The sequence below is a fragment of the Proteus sp. Marseille-Q3619 genome (assembly GCF_965283115.1).
The window spans coordinates 700391-726314 of sequence record NZ_CBDIMP010000001.1 but is presented as its reverse complement, the minus strand read 5'-3'; the positions used below and the strand labels follow the sequence as shown (position 1 = coordinate 726314).

Below are 25924 nucleotides of genomic sequence, written 5' to 3'. Positions count from 1 at the left end.
ATGAAATTAAGTTTGATTGTAAATTTATAAAAACATTATAACTTATAAAGTGTATTTAAACGGGTATCTATATTTTTGAAAAATTGATTCAGCTTTAACTGATTGATATATATAGCGTAATTTGATGTCATTTAAGTTTTAAACCAACAATTAAATATTTTTTCTTTAATAAAATCTAAGCTAAATGTGTTATTTTTATAATTAAATTAATATAAGTAATTATCCGTAGAATAATAAATAGTTATTATTCTAATTTAATAGAATATAACTACATTATCCGTTTTGTTTTGGAAAATTAACTAAAAATAGAGAAGATAAGTGCCATAGGGAAGCTAAGAGGCCAAGTTAAGGCTATTAATAATGCACTTAAAAGGCGCATGGCTAGGCTAGGATCTTTGGTTAAAAAGAAAGTAATAATAAACGATATTACAGCCCCAATAAGGTAGCTTATTCCAATAATAGAGATAGCAGACATAACAGATCATTCAGTAAATAGACTGCAACAATTGTACTCCAAAATTGTTAAAGAAACAGAGGAATAGGGCAAACTTTTCAATAAATGTCATTACTAATGTGCAAATTTTAAACATTCATCTCATTTTTGATCTCCGATTTCTTTACGGTGTAGTCACACAAGATAATAACAAGGTTAAAGCCTAAAAATCAAAAAAATAAAATGTAGTAGATTGATTTAGCTTATTATTTGTAACAACCTTTATTGTTTTGAAAAGAGGGTTATTAAAAATAGAACAAAATGGTATCGATCTTTTTTAGTGGTTTTATTATAAAAATTAAAATTTTTAAATGCTGATTTTTAAGGCAGGATAGTGATGAAGAGATAAATTCAATGTTTGTAAAATGCACAGGTTAATTATATTACATCATGATATCGACAGAATGTAATAAATGGGATGAATGCCATTTTATACATACTTGTAGATAAATGAGCTTATGGATGGCGCGACTTAATGGATTTAAGCGTTAGCTAGGAAGCATTTAAAATCCCCTTTTAAGATTGAAAAGGGGATTTATTTTTATATCCTTTTCGGATAGGGGTTAATAGCCGTCACTATATTAAAATGGTAACTTACCAAAGTAGTAACCCGTCAATAACGTTTATTTTGATGAAAATAAACGCTGTTTTGATTAATAAATAACTAGCGTGGTAGTTTTTATGATCCCTTATCAATCAACTTTGACGTTTTGGTTTGAAGAATGCACACCAGAGCAATGGTTTAAAAAAGATATTCAGTTTGATAAAGAAATTAGCCGTAGATTTGGTGAATTATGTTTAAGTGCGAGTCGTGGCGAGCTGGCATCATGGAGAGAAACGATAGAAGGGCGCTTAGCTGAGATTATTATTCTTGATCAGTTCTCACGTAATATTTGGCGTGATACGCCAAAAGCTTTCGCCCAAGATAATATGGCATTAATCTTAGCGCAAGAAGCTACCCGGTTACCTGAATACCTGACTTTAACACCCGTTAAACGTAAGTTTATTATCATGCCATTTATGCATTCAGAATCACCCAAAATTCATCAAGATGCGGTTACCTTGTTTTCTCAGCTTAATGATGAAAATACATATCAATATGAACTGCGACATAAAGAAATTATTGATAAATATGGTCGTTATCCTCATCGTAATGAAATTTTAGGCAGAACATCTACACCCGAAGAATTAGATTTTTTACAGCAACCTGGCTCTTCATTCTAAAAAAATGCATACCTAAAAAGGTATGCATCTTCGTTTATTTCTCTTACGGATTACTTTGTAAGAAAATTAAGACTACATTGTAATATGCCATAAGTTATAGAAGGCAATACGACCTGATAACTCTGCAATAATAACTGCGGCTGCACAAGTTGCCAGCGTCATTTTTGATACTTGGGCTTTTACTGCAGTAAATCCTACGATAACCACACCTAATGCTAATACGGCTAATTGGAATCCCCAAAATAGAGATTGATCAGCGCTCAGTTCTGGACCTGTAAAGCCAAGGAAACTCACATAACCAGAGCGAGTAGCAAAAGTGATAATGGCACCGATAATAAAGGACAATGCGCCTAAACGTCTTGCACCTGTTGCCATTGCTAATACACCACCGCCAACTAATAGCGTCATCCAAAATTGCAATGTGGTGTAGTCTGTGTTCCAGTTAGCAATTGTAGGAATATGGTAAACTTGTGGAATTGACCAAACAAATGCTAGACCAAAAACAACGGTAAGTAGGTTACAAATTTCACGTAAGCCCTTCCATTTTTTCATCATAGTGAGTGCAACAGTTGCAAAAGCAAAACCTGTAAACACACCACTTAAAAACGCTTCATTACTCATTGGAGAACGGCCAACGCCTAAGAGCATATTGAAAAAACGCAGTGGCTGACCAACGTGTAATCCACCAATACCTAAGCCAACTAATGTTAAAATCAGGGCTAAAATATTAGCATTGCGTAGTTGGTTTTCATCAATTTGACCTAATTTTTTACTGATATAAGCAATAAGAAACAGGCCTGCTGCTGACGAACCTAAAACAGTAAAAAAGACTAGAGGAAGTTCATGCATGGTTTATACCTCCGCCGCATTTTGAACTGAGCCGGTTTTATCACCAGAAGGTTTCGCTTCTTTGTGAGCTTTGATCACGATATTTGGATTGGTCAAGCTAGGATCAGGCATTGGTGCAATACCACATTCAGTACCATGTTTTGCTCTGATCACTTCAATATCATCAAAATCAAGTGCACGTTGAGGACAAGACTCAACACAAACCGGTTTCATGCCTTGTGCTACACGTTCGTAGCAACCATCACACTTAGACATGAGTTTTTTCTTCTCATCGAATTGTGGTGCACCATAAGGGCAACGCAATTCGCAATAACGGCAACCAACACAAATATCTTGGTTAACAACCACTAAACCATCTTCTTCACGTTTATGCATAGCGCCAGTTGGACAACCTGCAACGCAAGTAGGGTTTGAACAATGGTTACAAGAAATGGATAAATAATAACTATAGATATTTTGTGTCCAGATCCCGTCTTGTTTTGCCCAGCTACCACCACCGTATTCATAAACACGGCGGAATTTAGGGCCTAAATCTAAATCTTTTTCATCCTTGCAACTGACTTGACAGGTTTTACAGCCAGTGCATTTAGTGGAGTCAAAATAAAAACCATATTGCTTCATGAGTTAACTCCTTATGCACGTTTCACTTCAACAAGGTTTGTATGTTGTGGATTTCCTTTAGCAAACGGCGATGGGTGCCAGCTTGTTAATGTATTAATACATCCACCTGTATCTACACCTGTTGTATCAAGTGAGCGCCATGCACCTTGCGGTACTGCAATCACACCAGGTAATACACGATCTGTAACTTTGACGAGAATATTTAAACGACCACGAGCATTATAAATCTCAGCAATATCGCCAGATTTTAATCCACGTTCAGCTGCATCAATTGGGTTTAACCAGAATTGATGAGGAATAGCTTCACGTAACATAGCAACGTTATAGTAGCTTGAGTGAACGTGCCCTTTATCGTGGAAACCCGTCATTTGCAGAGGGAATTTCTCTTTAAGCTCAACGTTTTCAACGCCTTCTTCATTTTTACAATATTCTGGAATTGCAGGAATACGATCGCCTTCTGGTAAAATCCAGCCATCGGTATCTTGCATAAGCTTTTCAGAATAAATTTCAATCTTACCTGACGCTGTTTTTAATGGATTCGCGATAGGATCTTGACGGAATGCTTCAAGTGCAACGTATTGATTACGGTTAGGTAATTTACGATCGATAATTCCTACATCATTAGTTTCTGCAAATGTAGGCAGTGCTGGATTTTTCTCACGCATTTGGTTATAGCAATATTCAATCCACTCTTCGTAAGTACGTCCTTCGGTGAATTGCTCTTTGGTGCCCATCTTTTCTGCAATATCAGTTAAGACATCATAGCAAGGGCGGTTTTCCCAAAGTGGCTTAATCGCATTTTGCAAACGGACGACATAGTGGTAAGCACCACTTGCGTAAGAGTTATTGATAAGATCGTTTGTCTCAACGGTTGTCACATCTGGCAGTAAGATATCAGCGTATTTTGCAGATGGTGTCATGTGGTTATCCCACACTAAAATAAACTCACATTTTGATTCATCTTGCAGTAAATCATGTGTTTTATTCAAGTCAGCGTGTTGGTTACCAATCACGTTACTGGAATAACACCACATAAATTTAATACCCGTATCGAGCTTATCTTTATTTCTGACACCCGCATTTTTGCTGGTAAGTTGCTCACCGCGAGCAATTGCTTCAGACCACATAAATGTTGGGATCAAGGTCTTAACTGGGTTAGGTAGAGCAAAACTTGCAACTGGATAAGCAACGTTACCACCCCAACAACCTGTATTTGTACCAGGGCGACCAATATGACCTGACATTAATGGTAGCATCATAATCGCACGACAGGCTTGTTCACCATTTGAAGTACGCTGAATACCCCAACCTTGAGAGATCCACGCAGCTCTTGCACCGCCAATTTCACGCGCTAATTGGATAATACGTGCAACAGAAATACCCGTTAATTTGCTTGCCCACTCTGGTGTTTTTGCAATGCCATCAGGGCCATTACCTAAAATGTAATCTTTATAAGAGCCATTTTCAGGTGCTGATGCAGGTAATGTTTGTTTATCCCAACCGACACAATATTCACGTAAGAAATCTTCATCGGTGAGGCCTTCTTGGATCATCACATAGCCTAATGCAGCGACTAACGCAGCATCAGTACCCGGATAAATAGGGATCCATTCTGCACCTAATGTTGTCACACTGTCAGTACGGCGAGGGTCAATAATGATAACTTTACTTTTGCTCTTATCTAACGCATTTAACGTTTCATAGAACTGACCACCACCAGACATACGTGTTTCAGCAAGGTTATGACCAAACATCACAACTAAATCTGAATTCTCAATTTCTGTTAACAGTGATTCCAGCATGTCGCCATAAACATAAGGCACAATACCGGTTAATTGAGAGTATGAATAAGTACCATAGTCACTTAAAAAACCACCAACAGTACTTAATAAGCGTTTACATGCCGTTCTACCATGTAAGTTTGCACCTGTAGAGCCTGTACCATATTAGTAATAAATAGACTCATTACCGTATTTTTCGATGGTATATTTTAATTTTTCCGCGATGATTGAAGTGGCTTCATCCCAAGAAATACGCTCAAATTTACCTTCACCACGCTTACCAACACGCTTCATTGGGTATTTTAAACGATCGGGATTATACGTTTTCCAACGTACAGAACGACCACGCAGACACGGACGAATTTGGTGAAGACCAAATGTTGAATCGTCATACATAGTTTCATTAGAAATACGACGAATAACGCCATCTTTCACATGAACTTTTAATGGACAACGGCTACCACAGTTCACTAAGCATGCACTGTATTTGATAGTTTCAGATGTCTCATCAGGACGAATACCCTGGGGAGTTTGAGCATTAGCAGCGAATGGTAATGAAACCGTTCCTGCAACAGCAGCAGCACCAGAAATAACAGCTGCAGACTGAATGAATCCACGCCGACTCATTTCAGTAATAGAAGTATTATTTTTAATTTTTGACATTGACATTACCCTAACATTTTTCACAACAAGTAAAGTTGTATATATATGTTAAGTTATAACCCTTCTACCTATAATGATTTATATCAATATAAAAAATGTTAATAACGTTATCTAAAAAAATAATTATTAAACAAATGGTTACATTTTTTGATAAATACCACTTTAGTGGTAAATAAAATATCAAATAAATAGGATTAAACAATCAATCGATGTATAAAAAGTAATATAGCGATTATTATTAATATATAGAAAAACAAGATTGTTAACATGATAACAAAATAAGAGATTAAAAATATTTGTTAATAAGAAAAGTAAAAAAGAAGAATAATTCTCCTTTTTTACTTTATACAAAAATGATTTATTACGGATTATTTTCGACAGGTAATCTGAGTGCTCTTACATCATTTCCGGTTGGAGATTGGTGAACTCTTAAGCCAAATTGAGGCAAAATAGCAAAGATATGATCAAAGATATCTGATTGAATCGCCTCGTATTGAACCCAAACGGTGGTGTTCGTAAAAGCGTAAATTTCAATGGGAAGCCCATCCGAGGTTGGGGCTAATTGTCTTACCATAATTGTCATTTGCTTATGAACATTAGGATGGTTTTTTAAATAAGCTTCAACATATGCACGGAAGGTTCCAATATTGGTCATGCCACGTTGATTTAATGGTGTTTGATATTCATTGCCCAAGGTTGCATTGAATTGATTAATTTCACTTTCCTTATTTTTTATATAAGGAGCCAACAAATGGGCCTTTTCTAGATCATCAAGTTGCTTTTTATCTAAAAAATGGATGCTGTTAATATCAAGAGCAAGACTTCGTTTAATACGACGTCCTCCTGATTTTGTCATTGCTTGCCAGTTTTTAAAGGAATCTGAAATTAGAGAATAAGTTGGAATAGTTGTAACTGTATTATCCCAATTACGCACTTTAACCGTTGTTAAACTAATATCAATGACGGCGCCATCAGCACCATATTTAGGCATTTCTAACCAGTCACCAAGGCTTATCATGTTGTTTGCAGATAATTGAATACCAGCGACTAATCCCATAATAGGATCTTTAAACACCAACATTAATACAGCCGTCATGGCGCCTAAACCACTGAGTAAAATAAGAGGTGATTTGCCAATAAGTAGGGAAATAATCATTATCCCAATCAGCACAGAGGCGGCGAGTTTTAAGCTTTGAAAAATACCTTTTAATGGTAATCGGCCAAATGAGGATGAATTTCTCATGATCTGCATACAGAGATCCATAATAGAGAAAAGCATTAACAAGCCAAAAATTAAGCACCACGCTTGGGCGCTGGTGGTGAGGATCTCTTGTGTTTTACCTGCTCCCATCCACACCAGCGCTTGGATATTAACAACAACGCCTTGGATTAAAAAAGCAAAACGACTAAATAGTTTATTTATTTCTAGAGAAAGTTGCCATTTCTGATCGTACTGACTTATGGCTTTGGAAATTTTAGGTAAGACCAACTTGTGCAAAATAAAATGAAGAATGATTGCGACAAGAAAAATAATGGCTAAAACGAGTAGGAGAGAAGCGACTTGGGCATACTCTTCATTGAATTGACGTATCCATGTAAGCAGTTGCTGCTGCATAAAATATCCTCATAGTTAATGTGGGTCGTATATTAAGAGTATAGAAACGAGAGCTTAGTTCAAGAAGGTGAATTTTTTGTTACGACAAATGTGAGGGTAAACGAGATGATAATTAAGCGTAGCAGAGTGAATAAAAGCCAGAAATAGTCTTTTGTGCGATGAGGGTGCTATTTCTGGCTTTATGCTGTATTTTATTTTAAATCAAATAATTACAGTAAACGAGTTGATGATAATTTTACAACAACTTGGTGCAGGTTAGTAATAAAAGAAGTCATTGATTTCATATTAAGTGTCCTATTAATAAAATGTGATTCATGTCACAAATATTTTCTAAGATTGATTTTAATCACATTTCCATAACAGTCAATAGCTTTATACAAAAATATTTTAAAATTTAAATTATTTTTTATTTTAAAGATGTTTTTTATCGATCAAGTAGAGGGTTTTCTATTGAAAACTTTCTTTATCTTATTGTTTATTTTCTCTTTTTTACTTTCATCTAACAACAATGCTTAGTTGACTTTTTTCTATTGTGATTTTCACTCAAATTTTTTGCTTTAAGCTAAAAATGGAATCGGAAAAAGAAAGGAAATCACTCAATGAATATCGAAACAAAAGAAGAACGTTTACAAAAAATTTTACAAGGTGAGAAAAGCGCAATAGCACTAACACCACCTGTTTATGGTGCCCATGCTCAAGCCGTTATTGATGCTGATGTGGATATTAAATTCAATCAGATAAAATCATCTCCTGATGAGCCTGATAACGAAGTAAAACTGAATCGAGTTATCAAATATGAAGTTAGTGTAACGGGGATTAATCTACGTTTAGCTGAATGGCGTACAAGTCCGAAAGGTATTTTAATTTTACCAAACAACAAAGATGTCTACATCACAATAGTGGATAACAGCAAAACAGAAATCTCTTTAACGGGTAATCGAAGTGGTGTGGCGTCATTACAATTGATCTTAAAAGATGAGGATAATGAGAATATTGTTTATTATGCAACACCAATACAAATTCGTGTTACCCCACCTAAAACCAATCCTAACACTGACTGTTCATCGAGTAATTGTGAACAATTTGATGACTTGTTGACAATACGTTCAGAATCTATGCAATGGCCAAGTCAGTGGGAGAGTGTTTCTAAAAGTTTTGTGGTACATCTTCAAGATAAAGAAGGTGAAGATGTTCAAAATAAAGAGGTTAAATTAACTTACGATGTAGAGAATAGTACATTGGCTGTTGAGCCAGAAATCTATAATTCTGATGGCGAGAAAATTAATATTAGCAAAACGAATAAATACGGTATTGCGAATTTTAAAGTCAAATTTAAAAAGAGTGAACCGAAACAAGTCGCTATATTTCATGCCGAAACTGAAAATAGTGAAGATCTAGATAAGCCAATTAAATCCAGAGATTATTATGTTGAAATGACAACGGAGAAATTACCTTCTCCTAAAGTGCCTGCAACATTAAATGGTATTCTCAGCTATCATAGTGAGAACTATTGCGTTAACGCTAATCTTATTTTAGGTCGTGATATTAGTGAAAGCACCCAAGTTGGATTTTATTTTAATGATCAACTTAAGATGTTGCCATGTACTGATAAATCAGCCGTTTCTGTGAGATTAGAGAACCAGTCATTAACAAATGGCATTCATTACATTTCTTTCTTCACTGTTGATATCTTCGATAATATCTGTTTTTCTCGACGTGAGCGTATTATTGTTGATAACTCTTTAACTGGGGAATGCAGTAAGCAAATTAAAAATATTGCACCCAAGCCTTGTATTAGTGTCACTATTCCTCAGATTTGTGATCGCTACTTTAATTCTGTCAATATTAGACTTGTTCCTTCTTTATGTTTACAAATTAAAAATCGTGTAGCGAAAATGAATATCCAAAAAATGGTTATCATTTTTAATGGTTATTCTAAGGTAAATAGCAGTGAAAGAACGTTGGTATATCGCTCAACATTAGAAATCTACGCTGATGATCCTCGCTTAGGTAATTTCTTACACGATACAACACCTAATAACGATCCTATTAATATGGTTGAAATCGTTGAGCCTGCATTAGAGAGTATTTTGGCTGATGCATTGCCTAATATTGAAGTAGGGCAACTCGGTATCCAAGTGATGGTATTTGAAAAAACAGGAAATTGTTACCTCTGTGGAGAAAATATGTACACGGTATCTCTGCGCTTACCTTGTGCTTAATACAAATCTATTCTGTTTCCTACTTAAGAGCCACCTTGTGTGGCTCTTTATCTATGTTTCATCAATAAGATTATTATCACTAAATAGTGAATTAGTGAGTCATTCGTTTTATCGCACTTATTATCGATAAAATGGTGATAGAGCTTAAAATAAGTTGTATACCAATTAACGCCATGACGAGTGCGACTGAGGTTTCAGGGCCAAAAGCAATTAAGAAATAGGCAATCACTAAATCTAAAAATCCAACCAAGATATTAAACCAGCCATAAAAATTATCTTTGATTTGTTTAAAGCCTATATTTAGACGCAGTATACCCGCAAAAATAAATAGGAAGCCGATAAAAAAGGCGAGACTAAGCATACCTTTTAGTGGATCAGTGATAAAAATATAGCCAAGCAGAAGATAAATAAAACCCGCTAATAACGTAATCAACATTGACCAACCAGAAGAAATTTGAGCATTAAAACCACCAATAATGCTGGATATCGCACAGGCAAAAAATACAACACCGAGTAATACACTGATAACAATGCCAGAAGAAAGAGGGTTAATTATACAGATAAAACCTGCAATAAAGCCCAATGTGGCAATAACAGTCATTAAAGTACATTGTTTTTTAACCAGTTTCTCTGTTAGCTGAGATAAATTATTTTTATTAATATCTAACATAGCCACCTCTTATCCTTATATTTGATACATAAGTTAAATTATAGCAATTTTTGCTTATATAACATGACTTAGTTACATAAAACTATAATTAAAAAGAGGTAGGGATGAGGGGAGCATCTTTAAAATAGAAAATTGAAGGAGTAAGGTAGTGAATTGAGATAACTTGTTAATAAAATTTATAACGGAGGTAAAATGTCTGATATCGTGTATTTAGACAGTCACTTTGTACCTAAAGAGCAGGCTAAAATATCTGTTTTTGACCGTGGTTTTTTATTTGCAGATGCCGTTTATGAAGTTACTGCTGTTATTGATGGTCAGCTCATTGACTTTAATGGGCATTTTCAACGCTTACAGCGTTCATGCAAAGAATTAGGTTTATCGCTTCCTATTACCAAAGAGTTGCTAGTTGATGTTCATCATGAACTTATCGAAAAGAATAATCTTCATGAAGGGCTTATTTATTTACAAATAACACGAGGTGCTGATTCCTCTCGTTTTTTTGATTTTCCATCTTCATCTGTTCCTTCCACAATAGTTGCTTTTGTACAACATTCAACAGTTGTTAATCATCCTAATGCAAAAAAAGGGATTTCAGTAATCAGTGTTGAAGATATTCGTTGGCAACGTTGCGATATTAAAACAGTGGCATTATTAGCGGCGTGTTTAGCAAAACACCATGCACATCAACAAGGTGCTGACGATGCTATTTTAATTAAAGATGGCTATATAACAGAAGGCAGTTCAAGTAACTTTTTTATTGTTAATCGTGATAATGAAATTATTACACGTCCGCTAAGTCAGGATATTTTGCCTGGTATTACACGCCAAGCGATTATTCAATTGGCGCAAGAAGAAGGGCTTAAAATAACAGAACGCCGATTTACACTTGATGAAGCGAAAAAAGCAAAAGAAGCTTTTATTAGCTCCGCGACTACATTAATTTGGCCAGTTATTTCAATCGACAATGAAGATATAAATCAGGGAGCCGTTGGGCATTTATCTCAACGATTACGAGATATTTACCTTGATAAAGCACTTAAAAAATAATTGTCTAGATAGACATTCTCTATCGAATTTATCGCACTGCTTTCAGATTTTTATTGCTATATAGCAGTGCGATAAATTTACCATTTACTATGTTAATTCGTTTTACTATGTTAATTATGATGCTCAATAATCATGACGGCAGTTGTATCTGGCTCTAAAGCTCGTAATACATGAGTGACGTCACCGGGATAGCAAATATAATCACCGGGTTGTAATTCTTGTTGATTATCTAAAGTACCTACCATTGCGCTTCCACTGATAATAATAATATGTTCAGTCACATTTTTACTGTGAGGATCAGAGACTCTATCTTTCCCAGGTTGTGCAATCACGGTGTATATATCGCGCTTTGCGCCTACAGGACAGGATGAAAGTAAAAAAGCATGATAGTACGCTTTTTCTGCGCTAATTTTAAAGCCATCACCTTTACGGATCACCTTAACTTCAGGTTGTGGTGCTGAAATAAGTTGAGAAAAAGGAATATTTAATGCAACACAAATTGCCCAAAGTGTTTCAATACTTGGATTTCCTTGTCCCGCTTCTAATTGAGATAATGTTGATTTTGCAACACCTGCTCGTCTTGCTATTTCAGCAAGTGAAAGACCTGCTTTTTTTCTTTCTCTAGCTAGTGCTTGAGAAATAATTTCAATAGGCGCACAAGGCGATGACATCATAGCTTCCTTCAAAAATCATCTTGCAAAAAAATAAATCGTTCAACATAATGAACGAATTGTTCGATAAAAAATACTACATTCTATGCAAATTAACAGTCGTCTTGATAATAACGTACTTAGAGATATTGTGCTTGTTTCATTAGCTGACGGTATTGTCGGTATCTCTTATGGTGCTTTAGCTCACACACAGGGTTTTGATTTTTGGGTGCCGTTGGTGTTATCCATTTTTGTTTTAGCGGGCGCTTCTGAATTTCTTTTTATTGGCGTTGTGGCGATGGGAGGAAGTGCAATATATGCGGCTCTTGCGGGATTAATGGTGAATGCACGACATATTCCTTTTAGCATGGCAGTAAAGGATTTACCGGGAAAAGGGCTTAAATCATTATTAGGTTTTCATATATTAAATGATGAGAGTGTTGTATTTGGTTTATCTCAACGTACCGCTGAACAAAATAAATTAGCATTTTGGGCTTGTGGGTTAGGAATTTTACTTGTTTGGCCTTTGGGAACCATGCTTGGTGTTTACTTGGGGTCATTTATCGTAGATATAAAGATGCTAGGGCTGGATGCGATGTTTCCAGCTATTATTCTCGCATTAAGTTTGCCAGCATTAAAAAATAAACTAACACGTCATGCTGCAATCATAGGGAGCATTATTGCACTCGTAACCACATTATTCCTTCCTGCTGGAATACCTGTTTTATTATCGCTATTAGGCGTACTGTTTGTGATAAGGAAAATATAATGTCCACAGCTTCTATTATTACAGGAATTATTATTCTTGCTGTTGGTACATACGCCATGCGTCTTTCTGGAATATTACTCAATAATAAAGCAGGTGTATCAGAGAGGGTTAAAGAGCTCCTCTCATTATCTGCGATTGTTATTTTGTTTTCGGTAGCGATGACATCGACATTTTTTGATGGTGACCAACTTGCTGATATTTCAAAAATTATTGGTGTTGGTGTTGCGGGAGTACTTACTTGGCAGAAAAAGCCCTTTATTATGATTGTGCTTAGTGCAGCAATAGTAACAGCAAGTCTACGTTGGTTAATTAATCTTTGGGGATAACACTCATTAGAGCCTCATCGCGATAAAATAAAAAGGAGGTATAATTACCTCCTTTATTCTGGAATATCGGTTATCTATCTATTTATTAATCGTTTTCTGATGATTTAGCTTCTAAAGGTAGAACAATAATAAAGCCAATTCCTTTATTATTCAGTCCTTCAGTAACAATTAGTGATGCTTGAATTTTATTAGCGAGATTTTGTGCAATAGATAGACCTAATCCGCTACCTGTTTCGTTAGAGCCAGGAACGCGATAAAAACGTGAAAATAGAACATTAATATGTTCTTTTGCGACACCAGGGCCATTATCACGCACGATAACATGTATCCCTTCGGCGTATCGATTCTCAATAGTTACCTCAACTTGGCTACCTTCAGGGCAATATTTAATGGCATTATCAAGCAGATTATTAAATATAGAGAGTAAAGCCTGTTTATCTGTTTTAAGTATTAAACTTTGGCCTTCATTAAGTGATAACTCAATATTTTTAGTAATCGCATAAGGAACGCGTTGCGCTATTGCATTTCCAATGACGTTATAGATATCAATAGATTCTATTTTTAATGGGAAATCGTCACATTCTAATCGTGCCAGATCTATTAATTGATGAGAAAGTGCTGCTGCTCTATCAAGAGATTGTTTCATATCATCAATAATTTCTTCACGCTCTTGCTGATCATCGACTAAAGAAAGCAGATGTAATTGAGCAATAACCGCAGCTATTGGTGTTCTTAATTCATGGGCGGCATCTGCCATAAATTGTTTTTCACGAATATTAGCAGCGTCAATTCTTGCCATTAATTGGTTTAGTTCTTTAAAGATAGGGCGAATTTCTTTAAATTGCTGACTGACATTAATAGGCGTTAAATTACGTGGTTTACGATTAGAAATAAGTTCTGCTGCTTGTCTTAAAGGGCGTAAACTAAAATAAGCAGTAATTAAGATTGCAAAAATAACAGTTGCGAGAATAAATAGAAAAGGAACAAAGGTGCCTTCAACAGGGTTACCAATAACATGGCCTCTGTCTTCAACAGATTCACCGATAAACACTTTTATTTTATGTTTTTCTCCCCAGCTAAAAGAGAGTATCCACTTTTCACCTGCGACAGACACTTTTTCTGATGCTAATGAAAGTACTCTTGTAGGGATAGGCAACTCAGGACGATTAGTATAAATCAGAGTATTATTTTCATCTAAGGCAATAAACCACGGTAAATATTGTAGTTCATCATCTTCACCATTAAGCATGGCGTCGATATACATGCCTTGTAAATTATGAGCGACTTCTTTGAGAACTTCAGGCTGGTCAGCAACAATCTCTAAGGTATTAGCAAAACCCTCAGCAATAATTTCTTGCTGTTTGTTATAAACTTTTTCGAACTCAGCAAGATAATCAAATTGTATCCAAGCTAACCAAACTCCCCAAAGCATAACGATGGAGATAATCTGAAGGACAATGGTGTAAATAAAGAAGGAGCGGATCTTCATTTAATTAGTTTCTTTTTTTAATAAATAACCTACGCCACGAACCGTGATAATACGTTCTTTGCCTATTTTTCTCCGTAAATTATGCATATGTACTTCAAGGGAATTGCTCTCAATTTTATCGTCTAAACCAAATAAACGCTGTTCCAACTCTGATTTACGCACCACATTGTCAGTATTACGCATTAATTCATATAATAGTTGGTATTCTTTACCTGATAATAAAAGCAATTCGTCATTTAAAGTGACTTGATGGTTTGCTGGATTAAGCTGTAAATCGCCAATAGACCATATTTGTGAAGAGAAACCGGCCATTCTACGACTAACCGCTTTTACGCGAGAAATAAGTTCAGGCATAGCAAAAGGCTTTGGTAAAAAATCATCTGCGCCTGAATCTAATGTTTGTACTAAATTATCAATTTGAGTGCGGGCAGTTAAAATAATAATCGGAATTTTCTCGCCACTTTTTCTAAGTGCAATCAGTTCATCTTGCCCATCACCATCAGGTAGACCTAAATCTAATAGCATTAAATCAAAAGGGCGTTGACTTAATTGAACACGAGCATCCGCAAGCAATCTGACCCAACATGGTTGAAAACCAGCAATTTCAAGCCCGCGACAAAGCGCTTTACCGAGTTGTAAATCGTCTTCAACTAATAAAATATTCATAATAATACCTACCTAAAATCGTCTTAAGAAAGTATAAGAGCCAAATAAAAATTGAGCAATATAATAAAATGTAAAGCAAGGTTTGATTAATGAACTCTTAATGTAAGATAAATTTTTATTTAATACGGTTTACTAAAAATAAATGACTAGAATTTTTAGGAATGGATTGAGATAAGTATGCTATTTATTTCATATTTATCACGTTAAGGCATTTAATGTTAAATTTAAAGATCTATTTTAGATAGAATTAGTATAATTAACCCAATGTGAATAATAAATACCTTGCTCTATTATGCTAAGGTAACTTAAATACTTTATTTAAGTTACTTTGGATTTTAAAGTGAAGATTATTAAAAATTAACATTAACTAAATAAGTTTTTATATTTAAAATAATATAAATATAAAATATCAATTTTATTGAATAATATAACTATTAAATTCATGTCTTATTCTTTTATTGAAAATGGATAACTGTTTTAATATATCCCTGTTGTGCAACATTTTTATTAGATTTAAATTATTTACTCTATTCATCTATACTCTTGCAGTAAAAATTAACTACTTGAAAGGAATTTATTTTTTAATAAAAGGAATTTACATGAAATTAGATGGTGTTATTTAGTATAAATTAAATCATTCTGTGTCAGAAATGCTCCCAACCCTCTGGGAGCATTTCACATGATGTTATCACTGACAAAGTGAGTTATCCCACAACATTAAGTTAAATGGTAAATTTAATGGCGCCACTAATTCATTCACCGTGGTTTGAAGCTCTGCTTTTACTTGAATCAGCCTCTGTTTATCTATATCAGGAATAAAGTTATCTTTTGCTGGTAAATCATCTAATGTGTACTCTTCCACCAAAACGCCATTAGCCCAACGCTGAAATAGCCAATAACTTTCTGGCATCAATGTATATTTTGTACCGTCAATAATTGTTGTTTTATCTTCCTGATAACGAAAGGAAATAAGCTGATTTGCAACGTTATCCCAAACCCAACCTTTGTATGTTCCATCCTCTAATCGATTTATCGACCAATGCATATCATCAGGTTGATAAAAATACAGCTCAGTTAATACAACATAAGGTGTGGTTTTTGTTGATAATGAGGCCTGAATAAGACCATCAGTAAAATAAGAAATATTAAGTGTTTTATTATCAATGTTCAGTTCAATACTGCAAGTATCCCAATGTGTTATTGTTAAACCTTCTTTAGTTGGTTTTTCTGGAATGGAAATCACGGCATCTGTTGCATCATCTTCTGCTGGTGGGTAGTAATGACCTGTAATATATTCACCGTTATTGTCATAGAAGTACCATGTCGCTAAAGGTGAGTTTTGAAAATATTTATTAATGATCAAAAAAGAGAGTAGTGCAATCGTCAAAAAAAGAAATATAAATCGTATTTTTTTAGCCATTTTAATTAATTGCCTATTTTCCGTTTGCTGGTCAGAATTCTATAAATTCATAGAAATAAAAGCGAGACATTTAATTAATAAACGTAATATACTTTCCCGTAATTAAGATAATAAGTGCACTTTAATGACCTTAAGACAAATACTTAGATAAGGATATTTTTCATGATTAAAAATAAAGTACTTGCAGCACATTATTTTTTAAAGGGAATGGACAATGATAATTATTATCCAACACACCTTGTAAAGAAAGGGCAAGATTTACTAAAAGCACTTTGTGTAAAAATAGAAGCGACTTCACCTAAAAATTTGGCAGAACTTTATATTTTAACGCAAGAAACAACAGATCAATTTAATGAGTTAGCTGAAGAGTTTTATGAAGAAAATAGCGAAATTGAAACAGTAGCAAGAGAGTGTATTGCTGAGGATTTTTGCGTTATCGCTGATGAATATGGTTTTGAAAATGCTGATATAGAAGAGTTAATTGCAACACGAGATTGGTAGGGAAAAGATGAGAAAACCGTATCGTGTTTTCTCATCTTTCACTAATCTTAATTTTATCAATTATCACCTAAATGATAATGAGAATAATTTAGTTGACAAAGAAATATTTATTAATAAACTAGCTCTCAGTTTGGTCAAAAAGACTCGTAAGCGTTTACGTTAATCAACGCATATAACTTTTTTAGCCTGTTGTATCGGCAGTTATGTGCTGTTGTACAATCGTATTATTGGAGTCTTTATCTATGTCTTTTCATGACAAAAATTACTTTTTAGGTATTCCTAAACTTCCTACTCGAGCAATGATTTTTCTTGTTCCCTTTTTCCTTTCTTTTATCATGTCAGGTATTGTTGCTTTTATTAGTACCGTCAAATCGTTAGGAATGGGAACGTACGTTATCTCCCCGTGGTTAACTTCTTGGGGGATCTCTTGGATGATTGCTTTTCCTACTGTTTTATTCGTCTTGCCGATCGCAAGACGCTTTTCACTGTTATTGGTGAAACCAGCCAAATCTAATGATTAATTAAAAAAGAGATCAGCAATTGATGCTGATCTCTTTGTTTTTCACAATGTGAAGTAAACCATCGCCTAAATGAATAAGATCCGATAGCCTTAAACTTGTATATTTAAATGGTATATCGAAAAGCGAAGATATTTTTCTTTGCATAAATTCTTATTGATAGCAGGAGGCTTTAAATGAGTTTGTTGTTCTCCCCTAAAAAACTAGGCCCCCATCAGTTAGATAACCGTATTATCGTTGCACCTATGTGCCAATATTCAGCACAAGAAGGTTACCCGACAGCATGGCACACGATGCATTACGGGCAGCTAGCATTATCAGGTGCTTCGCTAGTGATTGTTGAAGCAACAGCGGTTGAGCCTAGAGGTCGTATTAGTTATAAAGATTTAGGTATTTGGTCTGATCAACATGGCAGTGAATTAAAAAAGCTTGTTGATAATGTTAAGCAATATTCATCTGCAAAAATTGGTATACAGATTACACATGCAGGACGTAAAGCATCGACCGATTTACCTTGGAATGGCGGAGCGTCATTAGCGCCAGATTCTCCTAATGGATGGCAGAAAGTTGCACCTTCAGAAATTCCTTTTGGAAAGAATCATCAGCCTCATGCTCTGGCTATTGATGAAATTGAAGAAATAAAACAAGCTTTTGTTGATGCCGCGAGAAGAGCGGAGTCAGCAGGATTTGATGTAATTGAGATCCACGGTGCTCATGGATATTTATTGCATGAATTCTTATCTCCATTATCAAATCACAGAACGGATCAATACGGTGGCGATTTTAATAATCGTAGTCGGTCATTAGTGGATGTCTTTGTCGCTGTGAAAAATGCAGTTTCTGATAATGTTTGTGTTGGTGTCAGAATTTCTGCGACAGATTGGGTTGAAGGCGGTTGGGACTTAGAAAGTGCGATTGCGTTAACACAACATCTTGAAGAATTAGGTTGCCATTATATTCATGTTTCTTCTGGTGGATTATCAGAAAAACAAGAAATTAAACTAGGTCCTAATTATCAAGTACCATTTGCTCAAGCAATTTATAATGAAACGCAACTACCTGTTATTACTGTTGGTCTAATTACTGAGCCAGAACAAGCCGAAGCCATTTTACTTACAGAGCAGGCTGATTTTATCGCTTTAGGCCGAGGTATTCTTTATGATCCTCGTTGGCCTTGGCATGCGGCGGAAAAACTCAAACAAACCATAAAAGTGGCGCCTCAATATTTACGTTGTGCGCCTCATGGTAGCAAAGACTTTTTTAAATAGTGATACCAAGCCACGGGGAATAACAGTGTGTTATTCAGGGGAACCGTGGCTTTTTCTTTAATAACCGTTATGATGATGCGCATAAATAGCAAGCATAATTGAATTGCGTTGTAATAATTGGTCGTAAATAAGATGAAAAAAAATCCCTTATTGCTTCAACCAAGGATTGCTTAAGACGATGTGTTTTGAATGCGAACACATCATCAGAGAATTAAGCATTCTTTGATGACTCATTAATTTATTGCGAGTCATATTATGAAAAATAAACATTGGTCGCGTGTAGAATACCTACACGAAACGGTTAAAAATAAAAATATTATCATCAAAGGACAACACAGCTATTACAGTGATTGTTGGGATGAGGGTTTTGAAACCTCTGTTGTTCGCTATCTTTATGGTGATGAAGTTAGCCTGCAATGGGAACCATTGTGGGAAATTGATAAATTATATGTTGGCGATTATGTCTGTATTGGTGCGCAAGCCGTCATATTAATGGGAGGAAACCATACACATCGTATGGATTGGTTCTCTCTTTATCCTTTTATGGATAAAATTGAAGAGGCATATATTGGTAAAGGTGATACTCATATTCATGATGGTGCATGGATAGGAATGCGTGCAATGATAATGCCTGGTGTGACGGTTGGAGAAGGTGCTATTGTTGCGGCTAATAGCGTTGTTTCCAAAGATGTTGAACCTTATAGCATTGTTGGAGGAACACCCGCACGACATCTTAAATATCGTTTTGAGCCAAAGGTTATTGAGCAACTTTTATCTTTAAAAATTTACCAATGGTCAGAAAAGAAATTTGATGCTCTGAGGCCTTATTTATGCCAATCATCAATTGATAAATTATTAATTGCAGAAGCGAAATTTATTGAGTAAAGCAAAATCCCTAAACGTAACTATGTTTAGGGATTTTTACTTAGATACTATTTTAATATAAATTAATTATATCACTAAAAGATAAAAAATAACGTTGTTTTTTTATTTGATCTCTATCTCAAATTCCAGAATATTTTAATTTCATTAAAATACTTATTATTTTAATTTTTCATGTTTATTTTTATTTTTCATTATTTATGATTTTTCTTTAGTGATTGATTTTATTTTAAAAATAAAAATTAGTTATTTGTTTTTTTATTAAATTTAAAATTATCTAATGATGTTACTATTTATATTTAATAGAATCGTCAAGAGTTATTAAGTTATTTTATAAGATATATAATGTGTAAAAAATAAAATACATATTACTCTATATGTGAGTTTATTAATTTTGGAGTGATATAGGTATGGCTTGTAATATAAATTTTAAGATAAAACTATTAGTTATTATATTATTTTCATCTACTTCTTCCTATGCCAATAATACCACGTTATTAGGTGGAAATAGTAAAGCTGATGGTAATGAATCGACCGCGGTTGGATATAATACATGGGCACATTCAGATCAATCAACCGCAATTGGCGCTAATGCGGGAGCAGAAGGTAAAAATGCAACGGCAATAGGTCATAAAAGTACAGCAATAGGAGATAATGCGATGTCATTGGGAAGTGGTGCAATGGCAATCGGTGACGGTTCTCTTTCTATTGGCTCTCAAGCTTATAGTGAAAATAAAGATTCAATTAGTATAGGGAAAGGGGCAATAAATAATGCTGAAAATGGGGTTATTTTAGGTAGTGGCAGTCGCCTTTCTGATAATGCAGATAATTCAGTTATTATTGGTAGCAAATCTTCAGGATCAGCAAGTAATGCAATTATATTGGGCGATAACAGTAGTAATAATCGCAATAATACATTATCAATTGGCAGTGATAAAAATCAGCGACAAATTATTAATGTAGCAGCAGGTACAGAAGATAATGATGCTGTTAATGTTTCTCAATTAAGAAAAGAAAAAGATAATATTCTTATTGAAGCAGATAAACGTATTAATGACAATAATCAGAATATTTATAATAGAATTGAGCAAGAAAAAGATCGCATTCTTAAAGAGACAAATAATCAAATAAATGATAACAATAAAATAATAAAAGGCGATATTGCTAAAGCAAATGAGGAGGTACTAAAAAGAAGTGAAACAAAAGCAAATGAATTAGCCAATAGTGCAGAGAAGAAAGCAAATCAATATACTGATAGTAAAATAGAAAAACATCAAGAGAATACGATTAATTATATCAATGAAGTAAAAAACGAATTTCATATCTATAGTGAAAATAAATATGATGAAATAAAATCAGGCGTTGAAGATTATACTAATAATCGAGTGGATGAAATGAAAGGTAATATTGAGAAAAATACCAATGATAAAATTACCAAGTCTGAAAATAATATTAAAGAATATACCAATAATAGAATTGTTGAAGTTGAGAATAGTGGTAAAGAATACACTGATTTTAAAGTCAATGAACATCATGAAAAAACAGTAGACCATATCAAGAATACCCGAGATGAAATAACGTCATTGACAGAAGGGCGAGTTATAAAATCTGAAAAAAATGCCAATAATTATACTGATATAGAAATCAGTAAAATTTCCTCAGGTATTGAGGGTGCAATAAATAGAAATAACGAAAAAATTACAAAAGAGCGTGAAAAATATATCACTCAAAAAGGAAATGAATATATCAATATCACCAATACTGTTATCAATGAAAGAGATGAGTCCCTAAGAGAATACATTGATTCGTCAAAAAAAGACTCTATTTCTATTGCGAATGAATATACCAACAATAAGATTAAGAATATCTTTATTGATAATGATGTTGCGCTCAATAATATGGATAACAAAATAGATAAAGCTGACAAAAGGGCAAGTGCAGGTATTGCCTCTGTTGCGGCAATGGCCAATATTCCTTATGTGACTAATCATACTTTTAGTTTAGGAGTGGGTGTGGGTAATTATCGCGATGCTAATGCCCTTGCAACAGGTGCTCAGTATCAAATAACAGAAAGTGCCATTATTCGTGTCTCTGCTTCATGGAATACAGAAGATCGCGGTGTTGTCGGCGGAGGTGTTTCTTATGGTTGGTAAAGCACTTTTATATTGTGCTCAATAGAATGAAAAAATAGAGATAAGGCTGTTTCTTTTTTATCTATCTGCTGGCTTTTATGGCTTGGATTTGAATAATAAAGGTAACAGCCTTTGTTTTCTATAATGAGTAAATTATGATCTTTCTTCATTCGGGTGGTGGCGCTTTTGAAAAACAAACAAGAGTTAATCAGACCGCAACAGAAAAAGCACAAGAGATTGCTAAAAGTAAGATAAAACAAGTGGTACAACTTAGATCACTTGCAGACTTTCCTGTTGATATTAAACAGATTGGGGTGATATTACTGATTGAGCCCACTATTGAGTTAGCGCTTGAAGTGGGGCGACAGTATTCACAATCTGCGGATATTGTTATTGCTGAAAGTGCAACTGTAGGAAGGAAACTGACCATTTGTCAGATTGAATTTGCAGTAACAAAAATCTGTGTTCTCTGATTTTTGAACTTAATCAGTTATCCACATTAACTGTGGATAACTCTTGTCTTACATGTTAGTAATCTTATTATCTATTGATTTTATTGGATATTTTATATTGATTGAAAAATATCCATTTAAATTAATGTTCTTAATGCTTTGTTATTATTAAAATAATAAATCACATAATAAAATAATACAGTTTTTAATTAATAGAGATACAAAGTATGACAAATCTCTCTATAAGATGCTATTTATCGAATAATGGCGTTGGTTTACCGTCATGATCAACCGCAACGAAATTAAACTGACCATGGATAACTTCTTCACGGCCTTCTGCATACATATCTTCAAGAAAAATAGAAACATTTACCGTCAAACTTGTACGTCCAACACGAATAACTTCACCCACTAATTCAATAATCGTACCCGATGGAATAGGGTGGTTAAAATTTATTTTTTCAGTTGAAACCGTCACTAGGCGTTTACGGCTAAAGCGGGTGGCGGTAATAAATGAAACTTCATCCATCCAAGCTAATGCAGTACCACCAAAGAGTGTTGAGTGATGATTAGTCGTGGTGGGGAATATGACTTTAGATACACGAGTGACTGAATTTTTAATTTTATCTTGTAGCTCAGGAGATAAGTCAGAGATGGACATAACAATAAAGCCTTCTTCTTTTATACTGTAGGGAGAAATTCCTCACAGTATAAAATAGAGTAAATTGAAAGCAAAGTAGATGAATGGCTGATTATGCCGTCTGTAATTAAAAGGTTATTTCACCAGTTAAAAAGAGTGCAGCATCTCCTGTTAGTAAAACTCGATTATCTTTTAATTCACAATCGATATTTCCACCTCGTTTTGAAACTTGTCTTGCTTGTAACTGTGTTTTATTGAGTTTATTACCCCAAATTGGGGCTAATACACAATGCGATGTGCCTGTAACAGGATCTTCATTCACGCCTTTCACGGGTGCAAAGAAGCGAGAAATAAAGTCAAAAGGAGCATTACCTTTAGATGTGATAATAACGCCAGGTAAAGGCAACTGTGCGATTTGAGTGAAATCCGGTTGGTAGTTAATGACGGTTTCTGGATCAGATAAAAAGCAAACATAACGCTCGCGCGCTTGCCAAACTTCATCTATTTGTAATACTAATTTTTCTTCAAGCGCTGATTTTATATCGTTATTTAATGTCGCGGATATAGCTGGAAAATTAAGTGTAAAGAGAGAGCCTTGGCAAGAAATAGTGAGCTCACCTGAAAGAGATTGGAATTTAAAGAGCTTATTAGGAGACTGTTTTATCGTTTTTAGTACAAAAGCTGTGGCTAATGTTGCGTGTCCACAAAGAGGAACTTCAATTTTAGGTGTAAACCAACGAATATGATCACCAACTAAAAAAGCGGTTTCAGGTAAATTAATCTCACTAGCAAGTGTAATTAAGGTGTCATCAGGTAACCACTCGTCTAACAAAATGACAGCTGCGGGATTTCCTGAAAAAGGCAGAGAGGAAAAAGCATTAACATAATAAATAGGAAGAACTGTCATCGTATTACCTTAGTGATAAACTGCCAATGAATAGAAGGTAATGAGATTAAGTGTTTTAAATATTGGGTGCAATACTTAAAAACAGTGTTACAAATTGTAGGATATAAAAGCAAAAAGCCATGCCTAAGTAATTAGGCATGGCTTTAATAATTAACGCATTAGATTAAGCTTGTGCTTTCTCTTTGCTATCTGCACTTTGTAAAAGTTTACGAACTGGAATAATCAGTGCAGCAAGAACAACAGCACAAATAACCAGAGCGATAGAAACATGAGAGAAGAAATCAGGCATTACATCCAGTTTGTCTGGACGGATATTTCCACCCATTAAACCTGCTGCCAAATTACCTAATGCACTTGCACAGAACCATAATCCCATCACCTGACCGCGCATTTTAGCTGGCGCTAAAATAGTCATTGTGGCAAGCCCAATTGGGCTTAAGCATAATTCACCTAATGTCAGTAATAAGATACTGCCAATTAACCAAAGTGGTGAAACGCCTTGTCCTGTTGCAATAACGCTTTCAGATGCAAACATCATGACGGTAAAGCCACCCGCTGCAAATAAAATACCAATCACAAACTTAGTCATACTGCTTAAATTCATATTCTTACGTGCCATCATTGGCCATAACCAGCTAAATACAGGTGCAAGAATAATAATAAACAGGGCGTTAACAGACTGGAACCAAACTGCTGGGATCTCAAAACCCATAAAGTTTAAGTCAGTGTAGTCGTTGGCAAATAAGTTAAATGATGTTGGTTTTTGTTCGAATGCAGACCAGAAAAGGGCTGCTGAAACCAATAAGAGGAAACAAACAAATAAGCGAGAACGGTCACTACTACTTAATCCAGCAAATAGGAATAAATAGATAAAATAAGCGATAACACTACCTGAAATTACATAGACCATAAAGTTAGCCACAACAACTGGGTTAAAAGGAATAACACCAGAAATAATAAGACCAACAATTGCTATAAGAACGACAGATAACGCTAAGATCCATTGACCGACATTACGACGAACAACGGTTGGGCGATCCCAACTTGAATCTAAACCGACTTCGCTATCAAAGCGACGCATGGTAGGTACTGCGTAAAAGCGGAAAATCAGTAACGCAACAAGCATACCAATCCCACCGATACCGAAGCCCCAATGCCAGCCATAATCACGTACTAAGAAACCCGTGATGAGTGGTGCAATAAATGAGCCCATATTGATACCCATATAAAATAAGGAGAATCCACCATCACGGCGAGTATCATCCCTTTTATATAAGGTTCCTACCATCACAGTTACGCAGGTTTTAAATAGCCCTGTCCCCAATACAATCAGTAATAAACCGATAAAGAACAGATCTTGTGACCAAAACGCTGAAAGTGCGATGGATAGGTGCCCTAACGCAATAAAGATAGAGCCATACCATACAGCTAGGCGCTGGCCTAACCAGTTATCAGCCAGCCAACCTCCTGGTAGCGATGTTAAATAAACACCGCCTGCGAAAATACCCACAATAGCAGATGCCTGCTCTCTGGGGATTTCCATGCCACCCTCATAAACGGTTGCCGCCATAAATAGAATTAATAATGGGCGAATACCATAGAAAGAAAAGCGTTCCCACATTTCGGTGAAGAAAAGGGAGCTTAATGGATATGGGTGGCCAAAGAAAGTTCGGCTAGATTTTGAGTGAGTAGATTGCATCTTAAATTCCCAAAAAAAACCTCTACAGGTCGTTTGCAAGTAAAAAGAACAAAATATCAGCTAGTGGCGAAACAAAATTATTTCATTCTGTTATCAATATCCACTGCATTTAATTAATATATTTTTAACATACTTTTGTCAGAATTTAGTGACTAAAAGTATATTTAATACTTTATAAACCATTTTTTGGTGCAAAAGTCGATAAAAATCTCATTTTGCAATAGTTAACCTTGCAATTTTTTGAAAAAAGAGGACAAGAAGATTTTATAGGTCTTAACAAATAGGTGGCAAGAATATTCTTAATAAACAATAAATTACAAAAAATAGAATAAAAAAAATAACAATTAGGCCTTTAAATGTAAAAGTGTAATTTTTTGAAGAAAAAAAACTATTAACTAATCTAATTTGTAGATTTTTTGA

At 34.8% G+C, this 25924-nt stretch carries 23 protein-coding genes and 1 pseudogene; 11 read left to right on the top strand and 13 right to left on the bottom strand.

Going from position 1 to position 25924, the window contains the following annotated elements; all coding sequences use genetic code 11:
• Window positions 1–295: 295 nt before the first annotated feature.
• A complete protein-coding gene (locus tag ACWPWK_RS03420; RefSeq protein ID WP_036912664.1) occupies window positions 296–475 on the bottom strand; it encodes a GhoT/OrtT family toxin in 180 nt (59 codons plus the stop codon).
• Window positions 476–1174: 699 nt separating this feature from the next.
• On the opposite strand from ACWPWK_RS03420, the gene ACWPWK_RS03415 reads away from it, so the two are divergent.
• Window positions 1175–1717 (top strand): DUF924 family protein, encoded by a 543-nt coding sequence (locus ACWPWK_RS03415; protein ID WP_109373840.1) that lies wholly within the window; start codon window positions 1175–1177, stop codon window positions 1715–1717.
• A 72-nt stretch (window positions 1718–1789) separates the two neighbouring features.
• On the opposite strand, the gene ACWPWK_RS03410 is transcribed toward ACWPWK_RS03415, so the two are convergent.
• The 4 genes and pseudogenes from ACWPWK_RS03410 to ACWPWK_RS03395 all read right to left on the bottom strand — a co-directional run bounded on the left by ACWPWK_RS03410 (window position 1790) and on the right by ACWPWK_RS03395 (window position 7246).
• A complete protein-coding gene (locus ACWPWK_RS03410; RefSeq protein WP_109373839.1) occupies window positions 1790–2566 on the bottom strand; it encodes a dimethyl sulfoxide reductase anchor subunit family protein in 777 nt (258 codons plus the stop codon).
• Between the two features lie 3 nt (window positions 2567–2569).
• Window positions 2570–3187 carry a DMSO/selenate family reductase complex B subunit gene (locus ACWPWK_RS03405; protein ID WP_023581764.1) on the bottom strand — a complete coding sequence of 206 codons (618 nt, stop codon included), beginning with the start codon at window positions 3185–3187 and terminating at the stop codon, window positions 2570–2572.
• An 11-nt stretch (window positions 3188–3198) separates the two neighbouring features.
• Window positions 3199–5631, bottom strand: a pseudogene (locus tag ACWPWK_RS03400) (DMSO/selenate family reductase complex A subunit).
• 361 nt (window positions 5632–5992) lie between these two features.
• Window positions 5993–7246: a mechanosensitive ion channel family protein gene (locus ACWPWK_RS03395; protein WP_109373838.1), complete on the bottom strand. Its 1254-nt coding sequence runs from the start codon at window positions 7244–7246 to the stop codon at window positions 5993–5995.
• A 599-nt stretch (window positions 7247–7845) separates the two neighbouring features.
• On the opposite strand from ACWPWK_RS03395, the gene ACWPWK_RS03390 reads away from it, so the two are divergent.
• Window positions 7846–9468: a hypothetical protein gene (locus tag ACWPWK_RS03390; protein WP_109373837.1), complete on the top strand. Its 1623-nt coding sequence runs from the start codon at window positions 7846–7848 to the stop codon at window positions 9466–9468.
• Between the two features lie 91 nt (window positions 9469–9559).
• Here ACWPWK_RS03390 and ACWPWK_RS03385 read toward each other — a convergent pair whose 3' ends face one another.
• Window positions 9560–10138: an HdeD family acid-resistance protein gene (locus ACWPWK_RS03385; protein WP_109373836.1), complete on the bottom strand. Its 579-nt coding sequence runs from the start codon at window positions 10136–10138 to the stop codon at window positions 9560–9562.
• A gap of 192 nt (window positions 10139–10330) precedes the next feature.
• Here ACWPWK_RS03385 and ACWPWK_RS03380 point away from each other — a divergent pair, with 192 nt between their 5' ends.
• Window positions 10331–11185 (top strand): D-amino-acid transaminase, encoded by an 855-nt coding sequence (locus ACWPWK_RS03380; protein ID WP_109373835.1) that lies wholly within the window; start codon window positions 10331–10333, stop codon window positions 11183–11185.
• A 110-nt stretch (window positions 11186–11295) separates the two neighbouring features.
• Here the strand turns inward: ACWPWK_RS03380 and ACWPWK_RS03375 are convergent, their stop codons facing one another.
• A complete protein-coding gene (locus ACWPWK_RS03375; RefSeq protein WP_109373834.1) occupies window positions 11296–11856 on the bottom strand; it encodes a helix-turn-helix domain-containing protein in 561 nt (186 codons plus the stop codon).
• Between the two features lie 85 nt (window positions 11857–11941).
• Between ACWPWK_RS03375 and ACWPWK_RS03370 the strand changes: the two genes are divergently transcribed.
• Together ACWPWK_RS03370 and ACWPWK_RS03365 are read left to right on the top strand one after the other, a co-directional pair.
• Window positions 11942–12604 (top strand): AzlC family ABC transporter permease, encoded by a 663-nt coding sequence (locus ACWPWK_RS03370; protein WP_109373833.1) that lies wholly within the window; start codon window positions 11942–11944, stop codon window positions 12602–12604.
• Window positions 12601–12930: an AzlD domain-containing protein gene (locus ACWPWK_RS03365; RefSeq protein ID WP_109373832.1), complete on the top strand. Its 330-nt coding sequence runs from the start codon at window positions 12601–12603 to the stop codon at window positions 12928–12930. The genes ACWPWK_RS03370 and ACWPWK_RS03365 overlap by 4 nt, the downstream gene beginning before the upstream one ends.
• Window positions 12931–13015: 85 nt before the next feature.
• On the opposite strand, the gene ACWPWK_RS03360 is transcribed toward ACWPWK_RS03365, so the two are convergent.
• The 3 genes from ACWPWK_RS03360 to ACWPWK_RS03350 form a co-directional block, all read right to left on the bottom strand.
• Window positions 13016–14419, bottom strand: a complete 1404-nt coding sequence (locus ACWPWK_RS03360; RefSeq protein ID WP_109373831.1) for an ATP-binding protein — start codon at window positions 14417–14419, stop codon at window positions 13016–13018.
• Window positions 14420–15085 carry a response regulator gene (locus tag ACWPWK_RS03355; RefSeq protein WP_109373830.1) on the bottom strand — a complete coding sequence of 222 codons (666 nt, stop codon included), beginning with the start codon at window positions 15083–15085 and terminating at the stop codon, window positions 14420–14422. It abuts the gene before it with no gap.
• Between the two features lie 688 nt (window positions 15086–15773).
• Entirely contained in the window at window positions 15774–16505 is a 732-nt protein-coding gene (locus ACWPWK_RS03350) for a hypothetical protein (RefSeq protein ID WP_109373829.1), read from the bottom strand.
• Between the two features lie 162 nt (window positions 16506–16667).
• On the opposite strand from ACWPWK_RS03350, the gene ACWPWK_RS03345 reads away from it, so the two are divergent.
• The 6 genes from ACWPWK_RS03345 (at window position 16668) to ACWPWK_RS03320 (ending at window position 22279) form a co-directional block, all read left to right on the top strand.
• Window positions 16668–17006: a DUF5713 family protein gene (locus tag ACWPWK_RS03345; protein WP_109373828.1), complete on the top strand. Its 339-nt coding sequence runs from the start codon at window positions 16668–16670 to the stop codon at window positions 17004–17006.
• A 242-nt stretch (window positions 17007–17248) separates the two neighbouring features.
• Window positions 17249–17527, top strand: coding sequence for a DUF2798 domain-containing protein (locus ACWPWK_RS03340; RefSeq protein ID WP_109373827.1), 279 nt, complete (start codon window positions 17249–17251; stop codon window positions 17525–17527).
• A 173-nt stretch (window positions 17528–17700) separates the two neighbouring features.
• Complete coding sequence (locus ACWPWK_RS03335; protein ID WP_109373826.1) at window positions 17701–18792, top strand: NADH:flavin oxidoreductase/NADH oxidase; 1092 nt, start codon at window positions 17701–17703, stop codon at window positions 18790–18792.
• Between the two features lie 255 nt (window positions 18793–19047).
• Entirely contained in the window at window positions 19048–19677 is a 630-nt protein-coding gene (locus ACWPWK_RS03330) for a CatB-related O-acetyltransferase (RefSeq protein WP_109373825.1), read from the top strand.
• A gap of 407 nt (window positions 19678–20084) precedes the next feature.
• On the top strand, window positions 20085–21827 hold the full coding sequence (locus tag ACWPWK_RS03325) for a YadA-like family protein (RefSeq protein ID WP_109373824.1): 1743 nt from the start codon (window positions 20085–20087) through the stop codon (window positions 21825–21827).
• Between the two features lie 134 nt (window positions 21828–21961).
• Entirely contained in the window at window positions 21962–22279 is a 318-nt protein-coding gene (locus ACWPWK_RS03320; protein ID WP_109373823.1) for a hypothetical protein, read from the top strand.
• 229 nt (window positions 22280–22508) lie between these two features.
• Here ACWPWK_RS03320 and ACWPWK_RS03315 read toward each other — a convergent pair whose 3' ends face one another.
• The 3 genes from ACWPWK_RS03315 to ACWPWK_RS03305 form a co-directional block, all read right to left on the bottom strand.
• Window positions 22509–22919: an acyl-CoA thioesterase gene (locus tag ACWPWK_RS03315; RefSeq protein ID WP_023581781.1), complete on the bottom strand. Its 411-nt coding sequence runs from the start codon at window positions 22917–22919 to the stop codon at window positions 22509–22511.
• 106 nt (window positions 22920–23025) lie between these two features.
• Entirely contained in the window at window positions 23026–23805 is a 780-nt protein-coding gene (locus ACWPWK_RS03310) for a PhzF family phenazine biosynthesis protein (protein WP_109373822.1), read from the bottom strand.
• Window positions 23806–23968: 163 nt separating this feature from the next.
• On the bottom strand, window positions 23969–25504 hold the full coding sequence (locus ACWPWK_RS03305; protein WP_099075795.1) for a peptide MFS transporter: 1536 nt from the start codon (window positions 25502–25504) through the stop codon (window positions 23969–23971).
• Window positions 25505–25924: the final 420 nt, after the last annotated feature.

Coding starts and splice junctions, on each gene's coding strand:
- ACWPWK_RS03420 (WP_036912664.1), bottom strand. CDS start 475: ATGTCTGCTATCTCTATTATTGGAATAAGCTACCTTATTGGGGCTGTA.
- ACWPWK_RS03415 (WP_109373840.1), top strand. CDS start 1,175: ATGATCCCTTATCAATCAACTTTGACGTTTTGGTTTGAAGAATGCACA.
- ACWPWK_RS03410 (WP_109373839.1), bottom strand. CDS start 2,566: ATGCATGAACTTCCTCTAGTCTTTTTTACTGTTTTAGGTTCGTCAGCA.
- ACWPWK_RS03405 (WP_023581764.1), bottom strand. CDS start 3,187: ATGAAGCAATATGGTTTTTATTTTGACTCCACTAAATGCACTGGCTGT.
- ACWPWK_RS03395 (WP_109373838.1), bottom strand. CDS start 7,246: ATGCAGCAGCAACTGCTTACATGGATACGTCAATTCAATGAAGAGTAT.
- ACWPWK_RS03390 (WP_109373837.1), top strand. CDS start 7,846: ATGAATATCGAAACAAAAGAAGAACGTTTACAAAAAATTTTACAAGGT.
- ACWPWK_RS03385 (WP_109373836.1), bottom strand. CDS start 10,138: ATGTTAGATATTAATAAAAATAATTTATCTCAGCTAACAGAGAAACTG.
- ACWPWK_RS03380 (WP_109373835.1), top strand. CDS start 10,331: ATGTCTGATATCGTGTATTTAGACAGTCACTTTGTACCTAAAGAGCAG.
- ACWPWK_RS03375 (WP_109373834.1), bottom strand. CDS start 11,856: ATGTCATCGCCTTGTGCGCCTATTGAAATTATTTCTCAAGCACTAGCT.
- ACWPWK_RS03370 (WP_109373833.1), top strand. CDS start 11,942: ATGCAAATTAACAGTCGTCTTGATAATAACGTACTTAGAGATATTGTG.
- ACWPWK_RS03360 (WP_109373831.1), bottom strand. CDS start 14,419: ATGAAGATCCGCTCCTTCTTTATTTACACCATTGTCCTTCAGATTATC.
- ACWPWK_RS03355 (WP_109373830.1), bottom strand. CDS start 15,085: ATGAATATTTTATTAGTTGAAGACGATTTACAACTCGGTAAAGCGCTT.
- ACWPWK_RS03350 (WP_109373829.1), bottom strand. CDS start 16,505: ATGGCTAAAAAAATACGATTTATATTTCTTTTTTTGACGATTGCACTA.
- ACWPWK_RS03345 (WP_109373828.1), top strand. CDS start 16,668: ATGATTAAAAATAAAGTACTTGCAGCACATTATTTTTTAAAGGGAATG.
- ACWPWK_RS03340 (WP_109373827.1), top strand. CDS start 17,249: ATGTCTTTTCATGACAAAAATTACTTTTTAGGTATTCCTAAACTTCCT.
- ACWPWK_RS03335 (WP_109373826.1), top strand. CDS start 17,701: ATGAGTTTGTTGTTCTCCCCTAAAAAACTAGGCCCCCATCAGTTAGAT.
- ACWPWK_RS03330 (WP_109373825.1), top strand. CDS start 19,048: ATGAAAAATAAACATTGGTCGCGTGTAGAATACCTACACGAAACGGTT.
- ACWPWK_RS03325 (WP_109373824.1), top strand. CDS start 20,085: ATGGCTTGTAATATAAATTTTAAGATAAAACTATTAGTTATTATATTA.
- ACWPWK_RS03320 (WP_109373823.1), top strand. CDS start 21,962: ATGATCTTTCTTCATTCGGGTGGTGGCGCTTTTGAAAAACAAACAAGA.
- ACWPWK_RS03315 (WP_023581781.1), bottom strand. CDS start 22,919: ATGTCCATCTCTGACTTATCTCCTGAGCTACAAGATAAAATTAAAAAT.
- ACWPWK_RS03310 (WP_109373822.1), bottom strand. CDS start 23,805: ATGACAGTTCTTCCTATTTATTATGTTAATGCTTTTTCCTCTCTGCCT.
- ACWPWK_RS03305 (WP_099075795.1), bottom strand. CDS start 25,504: ATGCAATCTACTCACTCAAAATCTAGCCGAACTTTCTTTGGCCACCCA.